Annotated in this window: 17 protein-coding genes; 10 read left to right on the forward strand and 7 right to left on the reverse strand. The window is 64.5% G+C overall.

Going from position 1 to position 20,456, the window contains the following annotated elements:
* Positions 1-76 precede the first annotated feature (76 nt).
* The 3 genes from AC6EUH_RS11150 to AC6EUH_RS11160 all read right to left on the reverse strand — a co-directional run bounded on the left by AC6EUH_RS11150 (position 77) and on the right by AC6EUH_RS11160 (position 4,325).
* Positions 77-2,698 (reverse strand): GH32 C-terminal domain-containing protein, encoded by a 2,622-nt coding sequence (locus AC6EUH_RS11150; RefSeq protein WP_499738658.1) that lies wholly within the window; start codon positions 2,696-2,698, stop codon positions 77-79.
* 289 nt (positions 2,699-2,987) lie between these two features.
* Positions 2,988-3,281, reverse strand: a complete 294-nt coding sequence (locus AC6EUH_RS11155) for a putative quinol monooxygenase (RefSeq protein ID WP_499738659.1) — start codon at positions 3,279-3,281, stop codon at positions 2,988-2,990.
* A gap of 45 nt (positions 3,282-3,326) precedes the next feature.
* The gene (locus AC6EUH_RS11160; RefSeq protein ID WP_499738706.1) at positions 3,327-4,325 is read right to left on the reverse strand and encodes a LacI family DNA-binding transcriptional regulator; all 999 of its coding nucleotides are present in this window, start codon (positions 4,323-4,325) and stop codon (positions 3,327-3,329) included.
* 163 nt (positions 4,326-4,488) lie between these two features.
* On the opposite strand from AC6EUH_RS11160, the gene AC6EUH_RS11165 reads away from it, so the two are divergent.
* The 4 genes from AC6EUH_RS11165 (at position 4,489) to AC6EUH_RS11180 (ending at position 8,587) form a co-directional block, all read left to right on the forward strand.
* Positions 4,489-5,607, forward strand: a complete 1,119-nt coding sequence (locus tag AC6EUH_RS11165) for a substrate-binding domain-containing protein (RefSeq protein WP_499738660.1) — start codon at positions 4,489-4,491, stop codon at positions 5,605-5,607.
* A gap of 113 nt (positions 5,608-5,720) precedes the next feature.
* On the forward strand, positions 5,721-6,767 hold the full coding sequence (locus tag AC6EUH_RS11170) for an ABC transporter permease (RefSeq protein ID WP_499738661.1): 1,047 nt from the start codon (positions 5,721-5,723) through the stop codon (positions 6,765-6,767).
* Positions 6,764-7,558: an ATP-binding cassette domain-containing protein gene (locus AC6EUH_RS11175; RefSeq protein ID WP_056430348.1), complete on the forward strand. Its 795-nt coding sequence runs from the start codon at positions 6,764-6,766 to the stop codon at positions 7,556-7,558. The genes AC6EUH_RS11170 and AC6EUH_RS11175 overlap by 4 nt, the downstream gene beginning before the upstream one ends.
* 69 nt (positions 7,559-7,627) lie before the next feature.
* Positions 7,628-8,587 carry a carbohydrate kinase family protein gene (locus AC6EUH_RS11180; protein WP_499738662.1) on the forward strand — a complete coding sequence of 320 codons (960 nt, stop codon included), beginning with the start codon at positions 7,628-7,630 and terminating at the stop codon, positions 8,585-8,587.
* 45 nt (positions 8,588-8,632) lie between these two features.
* Here the strand turns inward: AC6EUH_RS11180 and AC6EUH_RS11185 are convergent, their stop codons facing one another.
* Complete coding sequence (locus AC6EUH_RS11185; RefSeq protein WP_499738663.1) at positions 8,633-10,573, reverse strand: glycoside hydrolase family 32 protein; 1,941 nt, start codon at positions 10,571-10,573, stop codon at positions 8,633-8,635.
* A 116-nt stretch (positions 10,574-10,689) separates the two neighbouring features.
* Entirely contained in the window at positions 10,690-12,285 is a 1,596-nt protein-coding gene (locus AC6EUH_RS11190) for a glycoside hydrolase family 68 protein (protein WP_499738664.1), read from the reverse strand.
* A 551-nt stretch (positions 12,286-12,836) separates the two neighbouring features.
* On the opposite strand from AC6EUH_RS11190, the gene AC6EUH_RS11195 reads away from it, so the two are divergent.
* Positions 12,837-14,201 carry a type I glutamate--ammonia ligase gene (locus AC6EUH_RS11195; protein ID WP_499738665.1) on the forward strand — a complete coding sequence of 455 codons (1,365 nt, stop codon included), beginning with the start codon at positions 12,837-12,839 and terminating at the stop codon, positions 14,199-14,201.
* Positions 14,201-15,337: an amidohydrolase family protein gene (locus tag AC6EUH_RS11200; RefSeq protein WP_499738666.1), complete on the forward strand. Its 1,137-nt coding sequence runs from the start codon at positions 14,201-14,203 to the stop codon at positions 15,335-15,337. Before AC6EUH_RS11195 ends, AC6EUH_RS11200 begins: the two co-directional genes overlap by 1 nt.
* A gap of 35 nt (positions 15,338-15,372) precedes the next feature.
* Here AC6EUH_RS11200 and AC6EUH_RS11205 read toward each other — a convergent pair whose 3' ends face one another.
* A complete protein-coding gene (locus AC6EUH_RS11205; protein WP_499738667.1) occupies positions 15,373-16,137 on the reverse strand; it encodes a GOLPH3/VPS74 family protein in 765 nt (254 codons plus the stop codon).
* Between the two features lie 188 nt (positions 16,138-16,325).
* On the opposite strand from AC6EUH_RS11205, the gene AC6EUH_RS11210 reads away from it, so the two are divergent.
* Both AC6EUH_RS11210 and AC6EUH_RS11215 read left to right on the forward strand, forming a co-directional pair.
* The gene (locus AC6EUH_RS11210; protein ID WP_499738668.1) at positions 16,326-17,540 is read left to right on the forward strand and encodes an NAD(P)/FAD-dependent oxidoreductase; all 1,215 of its coding nucleotides are present in this window, start codon (positions 16,326-16,328) and stop codon (positions 17,538-17,540) included.
* A 69-nt stretch (positions 17,541-17,609) separates the two neighbouring features.
* Positions 17,610-17,975, forward strand: a complete 366-nt coding sequence (locus AC6EUH_RS11215) for a hypothetical protein (protein ID WP_499738669.1) — start codon at positions 17,610-17,612, stop codon at positions 17,973-17,975.
* Positions 17,976-18,152: 177 nt separating this feature from the next.
* Here the strand turns inward: AC6EUH_RS11215 and mmuM are convergent, their stop codons facing one another.
* Positions 18,153-19,115, reverse strand: coding sequence for a homocysteine S-methyltransferase (gene mmuM, locus AC6EUH_RS11220; protein WP_499738670.1), 963 nt, complete (start codon positions 19,113-19,115; stop codon positions 18,153-18,155).
* 113 nt (positions 19,116-19,228) lie between these two features.
* Between mmuM and AC6EUH_RS11225 the strand changes: the two genes are divergently transcribed.
* Both AC6EUH_RS11225 and AC6EUH_RS11230 read left to right on the forward strand, forming a co-directional pair.
* Positions 19,229-19,678 carry a YqfO family protein gene (locus tag AC6EUH_RS11225; protein WP_056430376.1) on the forward strand — a complete coding sequence of 150 codons (450 nt, stop codon included), beginning with the start codon at positions 19,229-19,231 and terminating at the stop codon, positions 19,676-19,678.
* Complete coding sequence (locus AC6EUH_RS11230; RefSeq protein WP_499738671.1) at positions 19,675-20,427, forward strand: cyclase family protein; 753 nt, start codon at positions 19,675-19,677, stop codon at positions 20,425-20,427. Before AC6EUH_RS11225 ends, AC6EUH_RS11230 begins: the two co-directional genes overlap by 4 nt.
* The last annotated feature ends 29 nt before the right edge of the window (positions 20,428-20,456 follow it).

Here is a 20,456-nt window from a genome sequence, read left to right on the forward strand (position 1 = left end):
CCGAAGGGACCGGTCCGGTGCAATACCGTACGCAGTCCCTTCGGCTCCACCCCCCGGGGGTAGGTCGGACGGTGCGCTACCGTTGCTTCTTTTCGGGGAGGAACATTGCCTTTTCCAGCGGTGTCACGGTGAGTGATCTGAGCTGAGCGGCCCCGCCTTCGGCGAAGAGTGCCATCTTGTCGGCGCCGGCGTTGGGGAACACCTGATCAGTGATGGTCCGCAGACCGTCCTGGGCGAACACCTCGACGGATGAGCGGTCGAGATAGATCCGCATGTTGATGTTGCCGTTCTTGTCCAGCTTGACGGGAGCGCCCTCGATGGAAGCGAATGCCGGGTGGAACGCGGTGTTTCCAGAGTTGGTGCGGTCAACGAAGAGCTTCCCGGTCGTGGCGTCGTAGCCGATGACGGTGGATGATGTTCCATCGCCCAGCACAGTGATGCCGGATTTCTTGGCCGTGCCCGGAGCGAAGGTGATATCGACTCGTTGGACCTGACCGGAGGCGGCCGCGGGCAGCGGCGTTGTTCCCTGCGGGATCGGGATGCCGCCCTTGGCAACGTAGCTTGGCTTTTGGGCCAGCTTGTCGACCTGCTTGACCGCACTTTGGGTGAGCCTGGGCCCGTCCGGGGTCTGAGTCAGTTTCACTTCGCGCGGCAGTGCCATGGCGCTGCGCCACGGGTTGGTGGGGATGTTGTTGGCATAGTCCCAATTGTTCATCCAGCCGAGCATGACCCGCTTGTCTTCGGGCATGTTGGCGAAGGACACGGCGGCGTAGTAGTCACGGCCGTAGTCCAGCCAGTCATAGGACTGCAGTCGGCTTGTGGCTGCTGTGGAGCTCGCCATGAACTCGTCAGCGAGGATATGCCCCCAGCCGAATCGGTTGTTGTCGACGACTTTGATCTGTGCCTGTTGGCCAACGAATTCTTTGACATTCCAGGATGCCCAATCCAGCGATTCACTGTCGTTGCCGGTGGCCGTGCGGACCACCTTTCCGTTGATCACCAGGTTCACGGATTCTTCATCGGATCTGGGAACAGCGGCGGTGTCGGTGAGCATGACGTGGTCAAGAGTCAGGTGTCCCCACCCGCCGGTAGCTTGGTCAACAACCCGCAGTTGTGCATTCTGTCCCGCGAATTCGGAGACGTCCCAGCCCTTCCAGTTCAGGATTCCGGAATTGTCTCCTGCCAGGGAGCGGACCACGCTGCCGTTGATGAGCAACTGGACGGCCAGGATTTGTCCGGAGTCCGCGGAGCGGTTGCCGCCGCCGGCCAGCATGCTCATGAAATTCTTGGTGATGGGGAATTCCGGTGAGGTCAGGGTGCCCTGCCGGTCATCGCCCGGTGCGGTGCCGGTCTCGAAGGTGTTGATCCGCTTAGCTCCGATGTAATAGTCCCCGCCACTGGCGGAGGGCTGGAAATTCGGGGTGAGGTCGCCGGTTCCGGTCCAGTCGGCGTCGGCCAGTGTTGTCCCCTCCGGAACCTCGAAGCCGTTGAACTTGAGCTCCCCCTCGGGTGGGGTGTTGTCCAGCTTGCCGGAGACTCGCGGATGCTTGCCGCCGCCCACGAGGAAGTTCAAATAGTCATCGGACACCGTAAACGTTGGTGACTGCATGGACCCGAGCGGCCAGTCGCCGTCGTTGAAGGAGTTGATCAGGCCGGTGGCGCCGAATCCAGTCACCGGGCTCTGTCCGGGGAGGGCGCCGGAGGCGGGGGCGACACCGAAAGGGCCGTTCTTCCAGTTGCCGGGTTCGTTGTTTACCGTCCAGCCGTTGTAGGCGCCGTCGTTGAACCCGGCCAGGACCGTGCCGGGAGGAAGCGCGGCGGCCGGTTTGGTGGTGTCGGACGTGAAGGTGGTGCCATCGAAGTTTCCGACGAAGTACTGGCCGGCGGATCCGCCGGCCACGCCGCCGGGATTGATGTTGACCACCATGACCCATTTGATGTTTCTTTTGTCGCCGTCCACGGCGAGCGGGAACAGGTCCGGGCATTCCCACTGTCCCCCGGTGGCATTGGCGGGCCCGAATTCGCTCAGCGCCGTCCAGTCCTTGAGGTTGGCGGACTTGTAGAGGACCACCTTGTGCTCCTGCGCCTCCACCGCCGTCATCACCCAGTAGCCTCCGCCGCCCGGTGTGCCATACCAGAAGACCTTGGGATCGCGGAAGTTCGCCGAATTTCGGTTCAGGACCGGGTTCTCGTCGTATTGGGTCCAGGTCTGGCCGTCGTCCAGGCTGTAGGCCAGTGACTGTGCCTGCAGGCCACGATGCGGACTAGCTTCCTTATAGGCGCTGGTGTAAACCGCGATCAGGGGCGGGTTCTCTTTCGTGCCGAAACCGGAGGTGTTGTCCTTGTCCACCACGACGCTGCCGGAGAAGATGTCCTGCTCAGCATCGGTGGCGATCGCCAGGGGCTGCTCCTGCCAGTGGACAAGGTCCTTGGAGGTGGCGTGCCCCCAGGACATGTTCCCCCAGGTGTTGCCGGAAGGGTTGTGCTGGTAGTACAGGTGGTAGACGCCCTTGTGGAAGACCATTCCGTTGGGGTCATTCATCCAGTTTTTTTCGGGCGTGTAGTGGAAAGCCGGCCGGTAGGGTTCGTCCCCGAGGCCTGTGGCGGCCGACGCCGGCAGGGATCCTGCCAGTGCCGCGGCCAGCGTCAGTCCCGCGAGGGTCAATGCAGAAACGGCATGCGTCCTGCGGGTGGTCATTCTCTTCATCTGCTTGTTTCGCCCTTCATCGCGCGCATCGTCGGTAGACAACGTTGTCAGTGCGTCGGACTCTAAGTGATGTCCGTCGGACAAGTCAACGGTTTTGGCGGCCACGACCATGAGCACTTCCGGCACTTGGATGAATTACGCGAAAGGCCTGGCAGGCAGGACAAAATTCCCCGTCAACGAAGGCTGGAGGGGTTCCTTCTTCCGGGCACAGGTCCGTTCAGCCCCCACGGGGCCGAAAAGCGCCCCCGCGATCAGGCGGGTGGGCGACCTTGGTCGAGCGCTATTTCACCGGCAGGAGCCAGGTCAGTTCCGAACCGTCGCCTTCGATGTGGAGTGCCAGTTCCTCGTTGAATCTTGCGCCATAGTCGGCGCTGATGTGTTCCTGGAATGCAGCCTCATCGCGGTAGACCTCGAAGACAAAGTACTCGCGGGCATTCTCTTCGCGGGTGTAGGGGAGGAACAGCTCGTTTCCCGGTTCCAGGCGGACGTGCCGGGTCAGTTCAAGCATCATCTCGGCCACGCGGGCTTCGCTGCCCGGCTTGACGGTGAACTCGGCGTACAGGGTCTTGCTCATGGGTATCCCCTCAAAGTCTGTCGGTTGTTCAGGTATGGACGGGTCTCAGGATGGTGGGCGGAGTTCGCCGGAACCCCTTTGTATCAGCTCGGAGGGGACGACATAGGTACGTGGAGGCTGTTCGTCGCCGTCAATCCTGGCCAGTAGCCTCTCCGCTGCCAGCTTGCCGATCCGCTCGGGATGCTGGGCGATGACGGTTACGCCCGGGTCCATCATGTCGGCAAGGGTAAAGTCATCAAATCCTGTTAAGGCCACGCGGTTGCTTAGCCCTAGCTCCCGCAAGGCACGCATCGCCCCGAAGGTGACCAGGTTTTGACTGGAGAAGATCGCAGTCGGCGGGTCCTCAGCGGTGAGAAGCTCCAACGCGGCCAGCCTCGCCGATTCTTCATTGTGAAGGTTTTCGCGGATGGGAATCGTTGACGTGGGAATTCCGTGCCGGCCGATTTCCTCCATGAACCCCCGCCGGCGTTCCCGGGCGGTCTGGATGTCTGTACGGTCGCCCAGGTAGGCGAGTCTGGTGTGGCCGAAGCTCATCAGGTGAGCGGCCGCACTCGCGGCGCCCACGGCGTTGTCGGTCACAACGGCGTCTGCTTCCATTCCTACCGGCTCGCGGTCGATGAAGACCAAAGGCAGGTCACGGGAATGCTCCGGGATTACGTATGCCTGGCTTTTCGCGATCGGCGTGAGGATAAGCCCATCAACACGCCGGCCAAGAAACGCCGTAACGATGGCCTGCTCCCGCCGAGGGTCATCGTCGAGGCTGGCGGCAAAGACCGCTATCCCTCTGGCCCCCAGCGCATCTTCTATGGCCCGGTGGATCTCGCCACTGAATGGGTTGGAGACACTCGGCAGCAGGAGCCCGACGGAAAGCGTTCTCCTGCCCGCGCGGCGCAGGCTTCCGGCCGCCATGTCCAACTGGTAGTTGAGTTGTCGTGAAGCGCTGAGCACCTTTTCCCGGGTGGCGTCCGACACGCCAGGTTCGTCGTTGATCACCCGGGACACGGTCTTAATGCCGACGCCGGCAAGCGCAGCCACGTGGCGCATTGTCGGGCGACTGGCGGAAAGGGCCGGCTGGCTACGATCGGACATCGTTGTCAAGTAAATCGCTCCTTCTAAGTGCATCTATTGACTCTCCGGTGTGATGCTGGTTACATCGTACATGACATCGTTGTCGAGGCCGATGCGGCCTCAAACACCAGGAGATTCAATGTTGAGTTCCAAAGCACCCCGTTCAACGGCCACCCGCCTGTTCGCTGCAGGAGCAGTGTTGACCCTGGGAGCGCTCAGTCTTTCAGCCTGCGGCGGAAGTTCCCCGTCCAACACATCAACGGGAAGCGCGTCCGGTGAAAAGGTAGGCGTCTCGCTGATCGTTAAGACCACAACCAACCCGTTCTTCGTCTCCATGCAAGACGGGGCAAAGAAGGCCGCCGAGGCCGGCGGCGTGGACCTGAAGCTCGCAGCCGGCAAGGCTGACGGCGACGAGGACACCCAGATCCAGGCCATCGAGAACGCCATCTCCAAGGGCGACAAGGGCATCCTGATCACCCCCAACGGCCCGTCCGTAGTGGACGCCCTGAAGAAGGCCAAGGACGCCGGGCTCTTCGTCATCGCCCTGGACACCCCGCCGGACCCGGCCGACGCCGCCGACATCACGTTCGCCACGGACAACTTTGCCGCCGGCGAGCTGATCGGCAAATGGACCGCGGCCCAGCTGGATGGGAAAAAGGCGACCATTGCCCTCGTCGATCTCTTTGACGACAAGGTCGTCTCGGTTGACTACAACCGGGACCAGGGCTTCCTGACCGGCCTGGGTATCGACACCGCGGACAAGAAGAAGAACGGCGACGAAGCCAAGACCGGCAAGTACACCGGCGGCAAGGGCGGCGACTACGAGATCGTCGGCAGCCAGGCCTCCCAGGGCGCCGAGGACGGCGGACGCACCGCCATGGAAACCCTCCTCGCCAAGAACCCGAACATCAACGTCGTCTACACCATCAACGAACCTGCAGCAGCGGGTGCCTTCGAGGCACTGAAGGCCGCCGGCAAGGAAAAGGACGTGCTGGTGGTTTCGGTGGACGGCGGCTGCACGGGCGTGAACAACGTCAAGGCCGGCGTCATCGGCGCCACGGCCCAGCAGTACCCGGTCAAGATGGCCGAACTGGGAGTGAAGGCCATCGTTGACCTCGCCAAGACCGGCCAGAAGCCGGCCAACTCCCCGGGGCTGGACTTCTACAACACCGGCGTCGAACTCGTCACGGACAAGCCGGCCGACGGCGTCAAGAGCATCACCACCACCGAAGCCTCCGACATCTGCTGGGGAAAGTAGCACACCCAGCTTCACTGCGGGGCGGGGAGGCCGGAGCCCGCGTCGGCCTCCCCGCCCCGCATCTACCGAGCTAGCTCCGCTCTAGCAACCATCACGGAAGATCAGGACCAATCGTGACCCAGCAACAGACCGCCGGCCCGCCCAGCGCCGGGCATGCCGACCTGGCGGAGGAATTCCTCGACCGCCAGACACCGCTCAGCCGGATACGCAATATCCTCCACCGCTACCCCGCGGTCAGCCCCGCCCTTGTACTTCTCATCTCGGTGGTCGTGTTCGGCCTCCTCAATGACAGGTTCCTGCGGGTTGAAAACCTCTCCCTGATTACCCAGCAGGTCTCCGTCGTCGGCACCTTGGCCATCGCCCAGACCCTCATCATTCTCACCGCAGGCATCGACCTTTCCGTCGGGGCCGTCATGATCCTTTCGTCCATGGTCATGGCCCAACTCGCTGTCAATAACGGAGTGCCTGCGCCCCTCGCGCTGCTCGCGGGCCTGGTCGTCGGACTCGCCGCCGGGGCCCTGAACGGGTTTCTGGTCACCCGGTTCCGACTCCCGCCATTCATCGTCACCCTCGGCACGCTGAATATCTTCATCGCCCTGACCCTGCTCTACTCCAACGGCGCTACAGTGCGCGGCTCGGCCATGCCGGACCTGCTCACCTGGACCGGAACCACCTTCCCGGTGGGCCCGGTCAGGATCTCCACCGGAGTCGTCGTGATGCTCCTGCTCTACATCGCCATCGCGTTCATCCTCGGCAAAACCGCATGGGGCAGGCACGTCTACGCCGTGGGCGATGACAAGGAAGCTGCCCGCCTGGCCGGCATCGCCGTGAACAGGGTCCTCATGAGCGTCTACCTCGCCGCCGGCGCCGTCCTGGCCGTCGGCGCCTGGATCCAGATCGGCCGTACCAACGCAGCCAGCCCCAACGCCGGCGTCGACCTGAATCTGGACTCCATCACCGCCGTCGTCATCGGCGGAACGAGCCTCTTTGGCGGACGCGGATCCGTCTGGGGAACCCTCCTGGGCGCCCTGATCGTCGGCGTCTTCCGCAACGGGCTCTCCCTCGCAGGCCTGGATGTGCTCTACCAGACACTCGCGGTGGGCGTCCTCATCATCCTCGCTGTGTCCATCGACCAGTGGATCCGAAAGGTGAAATCATGACCGCGACCCATCTGGAGCCGGCCGGAACGCAAGTACGCCAGCCCATCCTGCAGGCCAGGAACCTCGTCAAGACCTTCGGTCGGGTCGTAGGCCTGGACGGCGTCAGCCTTGATCTGTACCCGGGCGAAGTCCTGGCGATCATCGGCGACAACGGCGCAGGCAAGTCCACGCTGATCAAGTGCCTCACCGGTGCCGAAATTCCGGATACCGGCGAGCTGATGGTGTCCGGGCAACCGGTCCACTTCAAACGCCCCCAGGACGCCCGAGCCCACGGCATCGAAACGGTGTACCAGAACCTTGCCGTCTCGCCGGCCCTGGACGTCGCCTCCAACCTGTTCCTTGGCCGCGAAGAACGGCGCGCGGGACTCCTCGGGAGCGTGTTCCGGATGCTTGACACCAAAGGCATGCGCACGAAGGCCAAGCAGGAATTGACCCGGCTGGGAATCTCCACCCTCCAGGACGTCACAGTGCCGGTGGAGAACCTCTCCGGAGGCCAGCGCCAGGCCGTCGCAGTGGCCCGCGCCGCGGCGTTCGGTTCAAAAGTGGTCGTGCTGGACGAGCCGACGGCGGCACTCGGCGTCCGGGAATCGAACCAGGTCCTGCAGTTGGTCCGGGACCTCCGGGACCGCGGCCTGCCAGTCATCCTGATCAGCCACAACATGCCCCACGTATTCGACGTAGCGGACCGGATCCACATCCAGCGACTCGGCAAATGCGCGGCCACCATCACGCCGCAATCCCACACCATGACCGATGCGGTGGCGATCATGACCGGTGCTGCCACCGCCTGACCCGCACCACCACCAACTCCGTCCGCGGGCCTGCACCGGGCCCGCGGACGGCTCCATGAAAGGCTCCCCGTGCCCGCCAGTTCTCCTTCACCCACTGCCATTTCTACAGTCACTCCGGACGTCGTTGTTATTGGCGAGGCGCTCGTGGACGTCGTCGCCGCCTCCGAAGGCATCATCGAGCACCCGGGCGGCTCACCGATGAACGTTGCCTACGGCCTGGGGCGCCTGGCCGTGCCCACTGCCTTGCTCACCTCTCTCGGGAATGATGCCCGGGGCGCAGCGATCGAAGCCCACCTCCGCAGTGCCGGCGTCGAGCTCCTCCCTGGCTCAAAGTCGGCGGTCCGCACGGCCTCCGCCACCGCCACACTCGCCGCCGACGGCTCCGCCTCCTACCGCTTCGACATCAGCTGGGAGCTGGCGCCGGTCGCTCCCCCTTACCTGCCCAGGGTGCTTCACACCGGATCCATCGCCACGTTCCTCGCGCCCGGCGCTTCCACCGTCAAGAGGCTTCTGGAGCAGGCGCACCGGGAGTGCCTGGTGACGTACGATCCCAACGTCCGGCCGGCGCTCCTGGGAAGCCAGGCCGAGGCACGCTCCATCTTTGAAGACCTGGTTCCGTTGACCGACGTCGTTAAGCTCAGCGACGAGGATGCCGCCTGGCTCTACCCCGGGCTCCAGCCCGAGGACGCCGCGGCTAGGATCCTGGCCCTGGGCGCCGGTTTGGCCGTGGTGACCCGCGGCGGGCAGGGATCACTGCTGACCACCCCCGACGCAACAGTGCACGTCCCAGCCATCACATCAGTGGTGGCGGACACTATCGGCGCCGGAGATTCCTACATGGCCGCCCTGATCTTCGGCCTGCTGGCCCGCAGCACCGAAGGGCTGGGGCGTGACGTCCTGGAAATCATCGGCCGCACGGCGTCGAAGGCCGCAGCCATTACCGTCCGCCGGCCGGGCGCCACACCGCCCACGGCCGCGGAACTGACAACCGAGCTGCCGACGGCTGGAACTCCGGCCTTCATCCACTGACATCTGACCCGCTGCCGGCGCCGGGGACCGGCCGCGGCCAGCCGGTCAGTGCGTGGAGGCCAGCCGCCTGTAGCTGAAGGACTTAAGCGTCAGCGTGCCCCCGGCCGTGACGGCCTTGATGCTCGGAGTGCCCGGCGCGGGGAAAACGAGCGACGTCATGGTCTTTTCGCCGCCGTTGATGAAAACCTCAACTGAGCTATGGTCCACGAAAATTGACAGCTCCACTTTCCCGTCACGCGCCGGGCTGGCTGCGCGCCGTGTTGCCCGGAAGTCCGGACCGAGGTCGGCGCTGCCGGTGACAGCAGCGTCAGCCGCCCGGGAGATGAATGCCGATCCGTCGGCAAAGTCATATCCGACCGTCGCGAATGTTCCCCCGCCGCTGCCGAGCTCGATCCTCGCAACGGAACCGTCGTCGCCGGCCGTCCGCTCAAGCGTCACATCGAGCCGGTATGCTCCGCCCTCCGGGGCGGGCAGCTGTCCTGCGCCGTCCAGTGTCATACGGCGTTCGCCGGTCATTTCCGCCGGGCCCTCGATGGACTGCATGGCGGCCGTTGGGTTCGACACCAGGATCGGCTTCCCCTCGACCGTTTCGAGCCTGATATCGCGCACCATGGAGTCGGCACCGCCGTGCCAGTCCTCAGTGGGCAGCTGCCGGGCATAGGCCCAGTTGTTCAACCACCCGACGGCGTGCCGGGAGGACATCCGCTGGCTGTCGGTGAGCCTGGGATCATCCCACGTCACCGCGGCGTAGAAGTCGGAGCCGGCGTCGAGCCACTGATGCGGCGCACCGGACGGGGTGAAGCGGGTTCCGTCCCACTCGCCGGTCCAGTAGGCGACGCCCGTGGTGAACCCTTCCTGGCTCCCGTTGGCGCTGGCGGCCAGGACCCAGGTCCGTTTGGATGGGTCGCCGTCGAGATCCAGCTGGAAGAGTTCCGGGCATTCGAGGGTGCCCAGGCCGGTGCGTTCGACGCCGGAAGTGTAGCGCCAGTTCTTCAGGTCCGTTGAGGTATATATGCCGATTTTGTCGCCTTCGGCGAGGGCCATCACCCATTGGCTGTGGGCTTCATCGCTGATGATCTTAGGATCCCGCCAGTCCGGTTCGCCGGGGTTTTCCATGACCGGGTTCTGCTCATACGCGGTGAACGTGTATCCGTCGTCGGTGGAATAGAACAGGGACTGCCGCTGGATGCCCTGGTCCTGTTGGGTCATGATGGCGATGACGGCGCCCTTGCCGAAGCCGGCCGAGTTGTCTTTGTCCACCACGGTGCTTCCGGTCTCGATGTCGCCCAGCCCGTTTTTATACTTCGCGATCGCCACCCCTTCGTCTTTCCAGTGCACCAGGTCTGTGCTGGTCAGGTGGTACCACTCGGTACCGTTCTCCTTGGGGTAGTCGGCGTTGTAGAGGTAGTAGTAGTGCCACAGCCCGTCAATCAGGATCGGCCGCTGCGGATCGTTCATCCAGTTCTTCTCGGGGGTGATGTGATAGCCGGGCCGGAACTCTGATGCTCCCTCGGGCCGATCGAATGCGGAAGGCGCGGGCACCGGGATCTTCCGCGGCACGCCCATATCGGCGAGCATGGACTCCACCGCTTCGGATGTCATGCAGTCCGGACGAACAATCTCACCCTCCCCTGCGCTGACCACCTGGTCCTCCAAACTGGACATGACCTCGACGTCGCCTCCAGTGCGGGCGGCTGCCACCCACCCGGTGGGGCATTCGATGCTCCGCAGGTCCGTCACACCTTCGGTCGGGAGCGGATGTGACAGCTTCTCAAGCGTGCGGTCGGTACCGCTGAGCCAGTACGAGCCGTAACGCCCATGGGATTCCCTGGCTTCGGCCTGCGCGTCGGCAATGCCCCGGAGTGCCTGCTCGGCCCCGCTTTGTGCAGCCGGACCGGGTTCCGCCGACGGGATCAGCGCCACTACGACCAGTACAGCCGCGGCCGCGGCTGCCAAGGAAATCCAGATCGTCCGAAGGTTTTTCATGATTCAACATTCCTGGTTCTTGTGGAAGCCATCCCGCCCCAACTCTGACCTGTTCGTGCGAAGGGACGGAAGCGCCCGGAATCCCGGACGCTTCCGCCTCATGACTGCCTACTGCGCTACTTGTAGTGGCCGGCGCCGCCGACTTTGAGGTTCGTGGGCAGGTAGCCGAACGGACCGAGGCCGTTCTGCCCGAAGCTGCGGTCAACCGCGGATACACCGTTGCGGAAGTTGATCTTCACAGTGGGCGAGAGGGACCCGCCGCGGACGCCGTTGACGTTGTCGATGAAGGACTGCACCAGGCCGCCGGGCTGCACGTAGTGCGAGTAGGCCTGGAACTGACGGCCGTTCTGGCGGGGATCGGGACCCTCCGGCGCGTTGGCCGGCATGTTCAGGTCCGTGGGGGATGCCAGGGCCAGTCCGCTGTTGTTCATGGGCTGGTAGTCGGAACGGACACCGTTACCGACGAAGCCGTAGACGCCGTCGGGGCCGCGCATTCCGTCGGCGTAGGTGAACTGGTGGCTGATGGTGAACAGGTAGTACTTGTTCTTGCCGTCCTCGTTCTGGATGAAGATCTGCGGGCGCTCGGTCTGGTCGTTGACGCAGTTGGCGGACAGGATAGGCGGCAGGAAGGACCACTTGGTGAGGTCCTTGTTGTCCGCGACGGCGAGGCCGACGTTGGCGGTCTGGAACCAGGAACCGGTGCTGTTGACCTGTTCGAGGGTCTCGGCGTTCGGATCGCCGGGCTGGTAGCCGAGGTCCTCGTTCTTGCACTTGTAGTCGCCGCGGGTACCGCCGGTGTTGCCTTCGAAGACCATGTAAGTCTTGCCCGGGTGTGCCGGGTCCGCGAACGTGTACGGGTCACGGAACGCGAAGCCCGGGTTCTGGGCCTTGTTCTGGTACATGACGCCGTCCGGCTCCAGAAGCTTGGTGTGCTGGAAGCCGTCAAAGCTCACGCCGTTCTTGTCGGCGTGAATGTTTCCCAGTGCCTTGGCGATCACGGCGTCCGGGGCGATTCCGCCGCCGCCGGCGTTGCGCTCGGCAACGTCGTAGAACGTGGTGGCCGTGTAGAAGACGTTGACGTGGTTCCCCTGCATGAGGCGGGTGGAGCCGGACCATTCGGTGTTGCCGATGGAGGTGTTGTCCAGGAACAGGTGTCCGCCGTAGTTCCACTTGTCCTTGGCCGGGTCGGCGTTGGTCTTGCGGAAGAAGTAGCCGATCCGGGCGTTCCAGTGCCGCTGGTCGAAGCCGTAGCCGGCATTTCGGTCAGCAACGAGTGAGAAGATCACATCCCAGCCCTTGTAGCTGATCTGGTTCGCGTTCTCGTCGGTCAGGGACCACGTGTCCCAAACCCACACGTCGTCGTTCATGGCCGGGAAGTCCTCGGGGATCTCCGGCATAGTGACGCTCGGGCTCATGGAGTTCTGGCCCGGGGTTACGTTTGTGCTGCTTTGGGCCATGATCTGCTTGGCGTCCGCACGGGTCCATTTGGAGGTGAAGTCCGCGGCCGGGTCGTAGGCCTGCTGGGTGTGCTTCGTGGGCAGGGGGAAGCCGGGCGTTGGAGCCGGCATCTGCTCAATGTTCGGCGGATCCGACGGCGCGTTTGCCTGCGCCGGCGGAACGGAAAGGAAGACAGAGGCCGCCACGGCCGCTGCCAGTGCCGCGGCGGCAGAACGCCGCCGCAACTTGCGGGGTGAATTGTGATGCTCGTGCATTTTGCTCTTCTCGCGGAGTTGAGACCATTCGTGGAAGACGGGCATGTGCCCGGTCCCCGAGACTCCGACAGCCCCGATGCCACCGCAGGCGTCATCGAGGACGCCATCGTGTCGGGGGGACGGGACCTGGGTAGGGTCCCGAGTGGCAGCGGGGAATGATGCGGCCCGGCGCCGGGAACCACGTTAGGCAGGCCGCGCCGGGTTACCAAACCCTGCGTCGGGCGCCCGGGGCCGGGTATCGGCATCGCGTGTAAGCGCTTGCATTAAGTTCGGCGCGCGCGTGCCACGGCAGTCCGAGCCAGTCAAATGTTGCGTACGGTACCGCAGAGAAGCTGGGAATTTGCCCCGGATTTGCCCAGTGTTTGCTGGGCGCTGCTGAGCGCTGCGACGCTATTCTTGTCCTCTGCATCCCGGAACACCCGGGCAGACCGCGCCCGAGGCGGCGCGGATGGCGGCGCTGACGCCGGTGCCGCCGTCGCAGCGGCGCAAGCCAAAAGTCGGCACATCTTTTGAACCTTTCATTGGACCGGGAGTCGCCGCATGATAGGCGCATGACCCAATTCGCAGCAGCCGACGAATCTGCCGTTGCAATGGCTCAGCGCGAACTCGAAGCGGCCGGCGTCCGCACCGTGATCGGTACGGTGGTGAATGCTTCGGGCCTCACGCTGGCCAAGAGCGTTCCGTTGGCCCGGCTCAAAACCTTCCACGAAGCCGGGATGGGCGCTGCCCCCGTCTGGCACGTCTTCGCCATCGACGGCGGGATAGCGTTCACGGGCAGCATCACCACCGTGGGTGACATGCGCCTCAGGATCGATATCGCAGGGCTCCGTGTCCTGCCGGGCGGCCGGGCCTGGGCACCGGCCAGCCTGTTTGAACAAGACGGCGCCGCGTCTCCGGTCTGTACCCGCGGCCTTCTGGGCGACGTCGAGAGCAGCCTCGAGGAGGCCGGATACCACGCTCTCGTGGGCCACGAACTGGAATTCTTCCTCGTCGCCCCTGACGGTTCAGCGCTGGAAAACGCGCCCTGGGTTCCGTACGGGGCAACCGGCCTCTTGGACCGCGCGGACCTCCTCGATGACCTGCTGTCAGCGCTGCACCAGGCCGGCCTTCCGATGGAGCAGATCCACGCCGAGTACGGCAGAAACCAGTTCGAGTTTTCCCTTCCCCCGGCCCCGCCGGTGCAGGCTGCTGACAGCGTGGTCCTCGCCAAGACCATTGTTGGCATCGTCGCCCGGGCCCACAGCCTGCAGGCATCGTTCTCCCCGTTGCCGTTTGCCGGCATGGTCGGGAACGGCGCCCACCAGCACTTGTCGCTCCATAAGGACGGCGTGCCGCTGTTCTCCGGCGGCAGCGGACCGCACGGCATCGGCGCCGAGGGAGGCGCGGCCATTGGCGGCATCATCGCAGGACTCCCCGAGATCCAAGGGTTCCTCACGGGATCAGTCCTGTCCGGAAGCCGCCTGGCACCCGGCTCGTGGTCCGGCGCGTATTTGTGCTGGGGCCTGGAGAACCGGGAAGCCTCCGTGCGCTTTTTGGACGGGGGAAAGAGCAATCCGCACGGAGCCAACGTCGAGGTAAAAATCGTCGATCCGTCGGCAAACGTGTATCTGGCCTCCGCAGCCATCCTGGCACTCGCCCTTCACGGCGTCCGCGGCGGGCGCCAGCTTCCGGCAGAGATCCCGGGTGACCCCGGACGGCTTTCGGACGAGGAGCGGCGCCGGGCCAACGTCCTACTGCTCGCAGACTCCCCTGCCGCCATCATCGACACGCTGGACACGTCACGCCTTGCGCGCGGACTGCTCGGGGACGCCATCGTGGATGCCACGGTGGCCGTCCGGCGCTACGAACAGCGGATCTCCGCGGACCTACCGCCGGACGAGCTGGCCGAACGTTTTCGACTGGCCTGGTCGATCTAATGGCGGGCGGCTCCTTCCCGGACTTCGTTGACCACGTCAGCCTTGTTGATCACCACGTGCATGGCGCGTTTTCCGCCGACGGCGATGAGGCACGCTTTCAGAACGCGCTCAACGAGGGGAACACCGAACCGCTGGCCACCCCGGAGGACGCCTACAACACACAACTCGGGCTCGCCATCCGCCGCTGGTGCAGCGGCATTCTTGACCTGCCACGGCACGCCCCACCGGCGGACTACTGGCGCCGACGCTTCGAGCTGGGAGAACTCGAGGTGTGCCGGCGCATGACCCGCGCCGCCGGGGTGAGCGACTGGCTGGTCGATACGGGACTGGAGGGCCCTGACTACCTCGGCATGGCCGGCCTGGCCGAGGTCTCCGGCGGGCGGACCCACGAGATCGTGCGGCTGGAACCGGTGGCCGAGGCGCTGCTCCGGGAGATTGCCAACCCGGCAGAATACGTCGACGAATTCGGCCAGCGGCTCCACGAGCTCACCCGCGGCGCCGTGGGCGTCAAGACGGTTCTGGCCTACCGCACCGGATTCGACCGGAATCTCAGCCGACCCCCACCGGCTGCGGTGGCGGAAGCAGCCCGCCGCTGGCAGGAGACCCCGCGCGCCGGCACCAAGCTCATCGATATGACCCTGATTGCCCACGGGATCCACACGGCGGTGGCGATGAAGCTTCCGCTGCAGTTCCACGTCGGATTCGGCGATCGCGACCTGGACCTCCACAAAACCAATCCCCTATACCTCTTGGACTTTCTGCGGTCCGCCGAGGTCCGGGACACCCCCATCATGCTGCTCCACTGCTATCCGTTCGAGCGCGAAGCCGGCTACTTGGCCCACGCCTTTGAAAACGTCTATATCGATGTGGGCCTTGCCGTGAATTTCACCGGGTCACGGAGCCGGGATCTGGTGGCCCGCTCCTTCGAACTGGCCCCCTTCACAAAAGTCCTCTACTCCTCCGACGCGTTCGGCCCCGCCGAACTGCACTACCTCGGAGCGAGGCTGTGGCGCAACGCCATCACCAAGGTAGTGGGCGGATGGATCGACGACGACGACTGTTCCGAGGCGGATGCCCGCAGGATCGTGCAACTTGTCGCACATGACAACGCCCGCCGCGTGTACGGGCTCCCCTGAGCGCCGGCCCGAGATCCCGCGCCTGGCGATGTCAGTCAGCCTCCGATGCCTGGTTCCTCTTCCTCCGCCAGTCTGATCATGCGCAGTTCGTCCTCCACCGCGCGGGAGGGCCAGTAGTCGTTCGCCAGTTCACTGGCCCGGATTTTGTCTGCTGCCGGTACCAGCTTGCTGAGCAGCCCGGCCGCCTGAAGCAGGGCGATCAGCGCGGTGGTCCTGGCATCGGGGGCCTTGGCGTCAGGCGTCGCGGGAGCGGTCGTCTCCGCCGCGGGCCCGGCGTCGGCCGCCGCAGCAGCAGGCGCCCCGGTATCAGGCACCCCGGTATCCGGCGTCCCGGCATCGGCCGGTGCACCGCCGAGTGCGGCCTGGATCTTTTCCAGGAGCGCCGCCTCCGGAGCGTGGTCCTTCTCCGGGTACCGCACGCTCCGGAACACACCCAGGTGTTTTTCGCCGACATGTTCCACGATGCCCAGTGCCGCCATCCCCTCGTAGACGCGCTGCATTTCGGCGCGGCCCTCCATCATGGACACCCACCGCTTGGGCGTGTGGGGCCGGGACTTGCCCCGGATGAGCTCCAGCTCGTGCTGCAAGTCCGTCGGTGGGGCGGTGCCGGTGGCCCTGACGTGCTTCCCCTGCAGCCCGATGGCACCGATCAGCTCCAGCTCGGCCAGTATGGCCCCGGCCAGAGTGGTCCTGAGCGCGAACATCGGCACCTCAGGTTTCCCGCCTTGGTCGTTCGTTGCGAGAAGGAGGAAGGCCTGGGGAAGGTTCAGCTCCGCCGCCTGCGGCGTTTCAGCGTTCATACGAACATCGTGGCGCAGGCGGGCGGCCGCCACAATGGGAACTTGCCAGCGTCGACGTCGGCGTGTGCACTTTAGGAGCTTGCGGCCCGGCAAGCGGACGATACCCAATAAAGATCACCATGCTTACTATTGAGGCTCCGCGGCTGTTCACGAGTGCGCTGCCGGAACCGCCTATCCGAGGAGCGCCGATGTCGCTGAGCAAGGGAACACCCGTGGAATACGAAGTCCTCATTATCGGCGGCGGCAACGCCGGCGTCTCCCTGGCGGCGCGCCTCCATCGCTACGGCGTGAAGGATGTGGCCGTGGTGGAGCCGCAGGACACCCACTTTTACCAGCCGCTGTTCTCGCACATCGCCGGCGGGAGGGCGAATGCATCAGAAGCCACCCGGCCCCAGCGCTCCGTGATGCCGGAGGGCGTGGAATGGATCCGGGACGGAGCGGTGGACATCGACCCGGCGAGCAACACGGTGTCGCTGGCGTCGGGCGGCCAGTTGAAGTTCGGGCACCTGGTGGTCTGCCCCGGCCTGCAGCTGGATTGGGACAAGATCCCTGGCCTGGCCGACGCCGTCCACTCCCCCTCCGGTACGTCCCACTATGAGTTCACCCTGGCCGCCAAGTCCTGGACGCTGTTCCGTGGACTCAAGGCCGGAACCGCGGTTTTCACCATGCCCTCCGGCCCCATCAAGTGCGGCGGGGCCGCGCAGAAACCGATGTACTTGGCCTGCAATTACTGGCGGGAGCAGGGCGTCCTCCAGGACATCCGGGTGGTCATGGTGCAGCCCTACCCCACCGTGTTCGGGGTGGCCGGCGTGGATGAAGAGCTGAACCGCAAGATTGCCGAGTACGGCATCGAACTGCGGCTGAACAGCGAACTGGTGTCGGTGGACGCGTCGGCGCAGAACGCGCTGATCCGGAACAATGCCACCGGGCTCGCCGAGGAGCTGCACTACGACGTGCTCAATGCCGTCCCGCCGCAGTCGGCCCCGGACTGGCTGAAGGCCACGGAGCTGCCCGCACCCGGCGACCCGGGCGGATTTGTGGAGGTGGATCCGCAGACGCTCCGACACGTCCGCTTCCCGAACATCTGGTCCTTGGGGGATGCCGCGGCCACCACCAACTCCAAGTCCGGCGGTGCGCTGCGAAAGCAGACGAAGGTCCTCGCCAAGAACCTGGTTGCGGCCCGGGACGGAAAGCCCCTGACGCAGAAGTACGACGGATACTCGGTGTGCCCCTTCACAGTGGCCCGCTCTTCCGTTGTCTTCGCGGAATTCGACGACCAGTACCGGCCCATGCCCTCTGTCCCGAAAGTGCCAACATGGAAGGCGAGCCGGGCATCATGGGTTGTGGACCGCGACATCTTCCCCAAGGTCTACTGGAACCTGATTCTCAAGGGCCGCGCCTAGGCCTGAACGGCCGCGACCTGCCGTTTATCAAGTTCCAGGCGACCACAGGGATCAGCAGGCATAAGCTGGTTGAGCAACGTCTTTTCCATCACCGGGGAGGTCAGCATGGGCACTGAAACCGCCGACGTGATCGGCCATGATGTCACCACCATCACCTGCGTGTGCGGCAACACCGTCAGCAAGGACGGGTTGATCCAGGCCAATGCACAGGGCGTCCCCGTCTACAGCGGAGACAGCACCCCGGTCCCGGCCGGGCTGGCGGCATGGCCTGCTGATGAGGATCTCTACACCCTGTGTCCCTCCTGCGGCCGCGTGTACAGTGACTCGGTCATCGAAGAGACGGGAACCGCGCCCGTCGCCTTCCGCGTCGACGTCGCCGCCGACCCGATCGCCGAGGCCATCAGAGTCCATTGGCAGCTCAGCACCCAGGACTGACTCTGCCAAGCGGACGACGGCGGGACCTCCCGCCGTCGTCCGGCGTCATTTTGGATGTTGACCGAGCCGAGCTGTCCTTGGGGACCGAGGGTCTGAGGCATCGCACGGGACGCCGCCCTGTTCAAAGCCGACTAAGCCAACGACGGTCGAACCGGTTTGGCGACGCTCCCCTAACGATTAGTCCACGGACCGGGCCAAGGCAGCGATATCCCTGGGTGTGGTCCGGCAGCACCCTCCTATGATCCGCGCACCCAGTTCCTGCCAGGTGGCTGCCCCTTCCGCAAGGCTTGAAGGCTGCGAGCCACGGGATTCTGCGGCGCCGGAAACCGCCTCGCCCGGTCCCCAGGTCTTGCTGACCGGGTCATAACATTCGCCCGAATTCGGGTACACGACCAGTGGCTTACTCGTGGCTTGACGAAGGGCCTCAAGGGAGGGCGAAACCAGCTCCAACGGCACACAATTCACACCGATGGCTGCCACGTGCGGATGTGCTCCGCAGAGCCCTGCGACGTCGGCCAGAGAAGTCCCGTCGCTGATACGCTCACCGTCCCGGAGTGTAAAGGAGAACCAGGACTCGACGTCGAACTCTTCCACCAGGTCCAATAGCGCCTCGGCCTCCGGGAGTGATGGCAGCGTCTCACATGCCACGAAATCGGCCCCTGCCCCCACCAACGCCGCAATCCGTGGCCGGTGGAAGTCCATGAAACCGCGCTTTCCGAGGACGTAGTCACCCCGGTATTCCGATCCGTCCGCGAGGTAGGCGCCATAAGGGCCCACAGACCCGGCAACCAGCAACGGACCAGCACCCGGATGTTCGTTCAGGTGCTCGCGCCGCGCCTCGTCGGCCAAGCGCACACTCAATTCCACCAACTCCAGCGCTTTGGCCTCGACAATGCCGCGCTGAAGGAATCCTTGAGGCGTGGCCTGATAGCTCGCCGTGATGGCGACCGCGGCGCCGGCGCGGAAGTAATCGCGGTGGACCTGCCTGATTAAATCCGGCTGTTCCAACAGGACTTTGGCAGACCAGAGGGGGTCTGCCAGATCACAGCCGCGCGCCTCAAGCTCTGTAGCGAGCGCACCGTCCGCCACTACTTTTTCGCCGGCCCTGAGCATGTGGGACAACTTCGCGTTCCTGGGCATCAGCAACCCTTCCTGCTAGTCGTAATAAGCATTTGTAGTTGCTTGTAATGATCATCACTATATGTCACGATGACACTCAAGCAACCTGAGAACCGCGAGGAAGAGGCGTCCCCATGGACATTGAGATGAAGACCGTCCGTAAGCTGCGCGTGCATTGGCCCATATCGTCAGAGATTTTCACTCGGCTCACAAAGGGCGAAGCCGAGGCATTTCAGGATGACCAAGGCATAGCGGCACTGCTCCAGGCTTTGGCAGCATCCCCGGAACTGGGTGATTTCGGAAACTACAGGCACGTCTTTGAGTCTGGTGTCGGTTTTGAGGGATTCACCGTGTCGGAGGGAGCCAACCCCACGCTGGGGCAGGTGGGACAGCGGACGATTTCGACGACCCTTGCCTTCACCACGTACTTCGACGCTGCCTTGGAGGACGCCGCAGTGGACCGGATCATACGCCGCATCGTGGAAATCCATCCTTGGGAAGTGCCGGTCATCGAACTGTCCGGGCCTCTCAGTGTCTCTTGCACGGCGTTGGCGGCAGCCTACGACCACCAGGCCGCGTCATGATTGGAGCCACCAAGACGGCACTCTGGGACGATCTCCAGCCGCTGCTTGCCGGCAGGACATTTACCGATTTGACGCATGCCTTCCACCCCGGTCAGCCGCATTTCCCGGCATTCCCGGACGAGGTCAGGGAAGCTGTGTACGACCTGGCGAAGGGCGACGGGTTCACCGCCCACCGCTATTCCATCATCGGGCAATGGGGAACGCACGTTGATCCCCCCTCGCACTTCATCCGCGGGGGCCTGACGCTGGATCAGATCCCGGTTGAGGACATGGTCCTTCCCCTGGTCATCCTGGACATCACCGATCGAGTCGGTGCAAACGCTGATGCCTGCCCTACGGTGGAGGATATCCAGGCGTGGGAGTGCCGCAACGGCACCGTCCCGGCGGGCTCCTTTGTAGCCCTGCGGACCGGGTGGAGCCGTCGCTGGCCTGACGCGGACGCGATGGCAAACAGGGACGGCGCGGGCGTCAGCCACACGCCGGGCTGGTCGCAGGAAGTTCTCACGTTCCTGATAGAAGAGCGGTCAATTGCGGCTCTCGGCCATGAACAGACGGACACGGATCCGGGATTAGCCACTTCCCGGCAGGATTTCAGCCTGGAGACCTACGTTCTGGCGAAGAACCGCTGGCAGATCGAGCTACTGGCAAACCTTGATGGGCTTCCCGAAGCGGGAGCCGCGCTCATTGCAACATGGCCGAAGCCGCTACAGGGCAGCGGCTTTCCCGCCAGGGTCTTTGCAATCCACTAAAACGGGTCCATCCGGCGACTAGAATCGGG

It is taken from the genome of Arthrobacter sp. 001422645, assembly GCF_059816125.1.

Coding starts and splice junctions, on each gene's coding strand:
- AC6EUH_RS11205 (WP_499738667.1), bottom strand. CDS start 16,137: ATGAACGCTGAAACGCCGCAGGCGGCGGAGCTGAACCTTCCCCAGGCC.
- AC6EUH_RS11190 (WP_499738664.1), bottom strand. CDS start 12,285: ATGCACGAGCATCACAATTCACCCCGCAAGTTGCGGCGGCGTTCTGCC.
- AC6EUH_RS11165 (WP_499738660.1), top strand. CDS start 4,489: ATGTTGAGTTCCAAAGCACCCCGTTCAACGGCCACCCGCCTGTTCGCT.
- AC6EUH_RS11195 (WP_499738665.1), top strand. CDS start 12,837: ATGACCCAATTCGCAGCAGCCGACGAATCTGCCGTTGCAATGGCTCAG.
- AC6EUH_RS11175 (WP_056430348.1), top strand. CDS start 6,764: ATGACCGCGACCCATCTGGAGCCGGCCGGAACGCAAGTACGCCAGCCC.
- AC6EUH_RS11150 (WP_499738658.1), bottom strand. CDS start 2,698: ATGACCACCCGCAGGACGCATGCCGTTTCTGCATTGACCCTCGCGGGA.
- AC6EUH_RS11225 (WP_056430376.1), top strand. CDS start 19,229: ATGGACATTGAGATGAAGACCGTCCGTAAGCTGCGCGTGCATTGGCCC.
- AC6EUH_RS11160 (WP_499738706.1), bottom strand. CDS start 4,325: ATGCGCCACGTGGCTGCGCTTGCCGGCGTCGGCATTAAGACCGTGTCC.
- AC6EUH_RS11200 (WP_499738666.1), top strand. CDS start 14,201: ATGGCGGGCGGCTCCTTCCCGGACTTCGTTGACCACGTCAGCCTTGTT.
- AC6EUH_RS11155 (WP_499738659.1), bottom strand. CDS start 3,281: ATGAGCAAGACCCTGTACGCCGAGTTCACCGTCAAGCCGGGCAGCGAA.
- AC6EUH_RS11210 (WP_499738668.1), top strand. CDS start 16,326: ATGTCGCTGAGCAAGGGAACACCCGTGGAATACGAAGTCCTCATTATC.
- AC6EUH_RS11230 (WP_499738671.1), top strand. CDS start 19,675: ATGATTGGAGCCACCAAGACGGCACTCTGGGACGATCTCCAGCCGCTG.
- mmuM (WP_499738670.1), bottom strand. CDS start 19,115: ATGCCCAGGAACGCGAAGTTGTCCCACATGCTCAGGGCCGGCGAAAAA.
- AC6EUH_RS11185 (WP_499738663.1), bottom strand. CDS start 10,573: ATGAAAAACCTTCGGACGATCTGGATTTCCTTGGCAGCCGCGGCCGCG.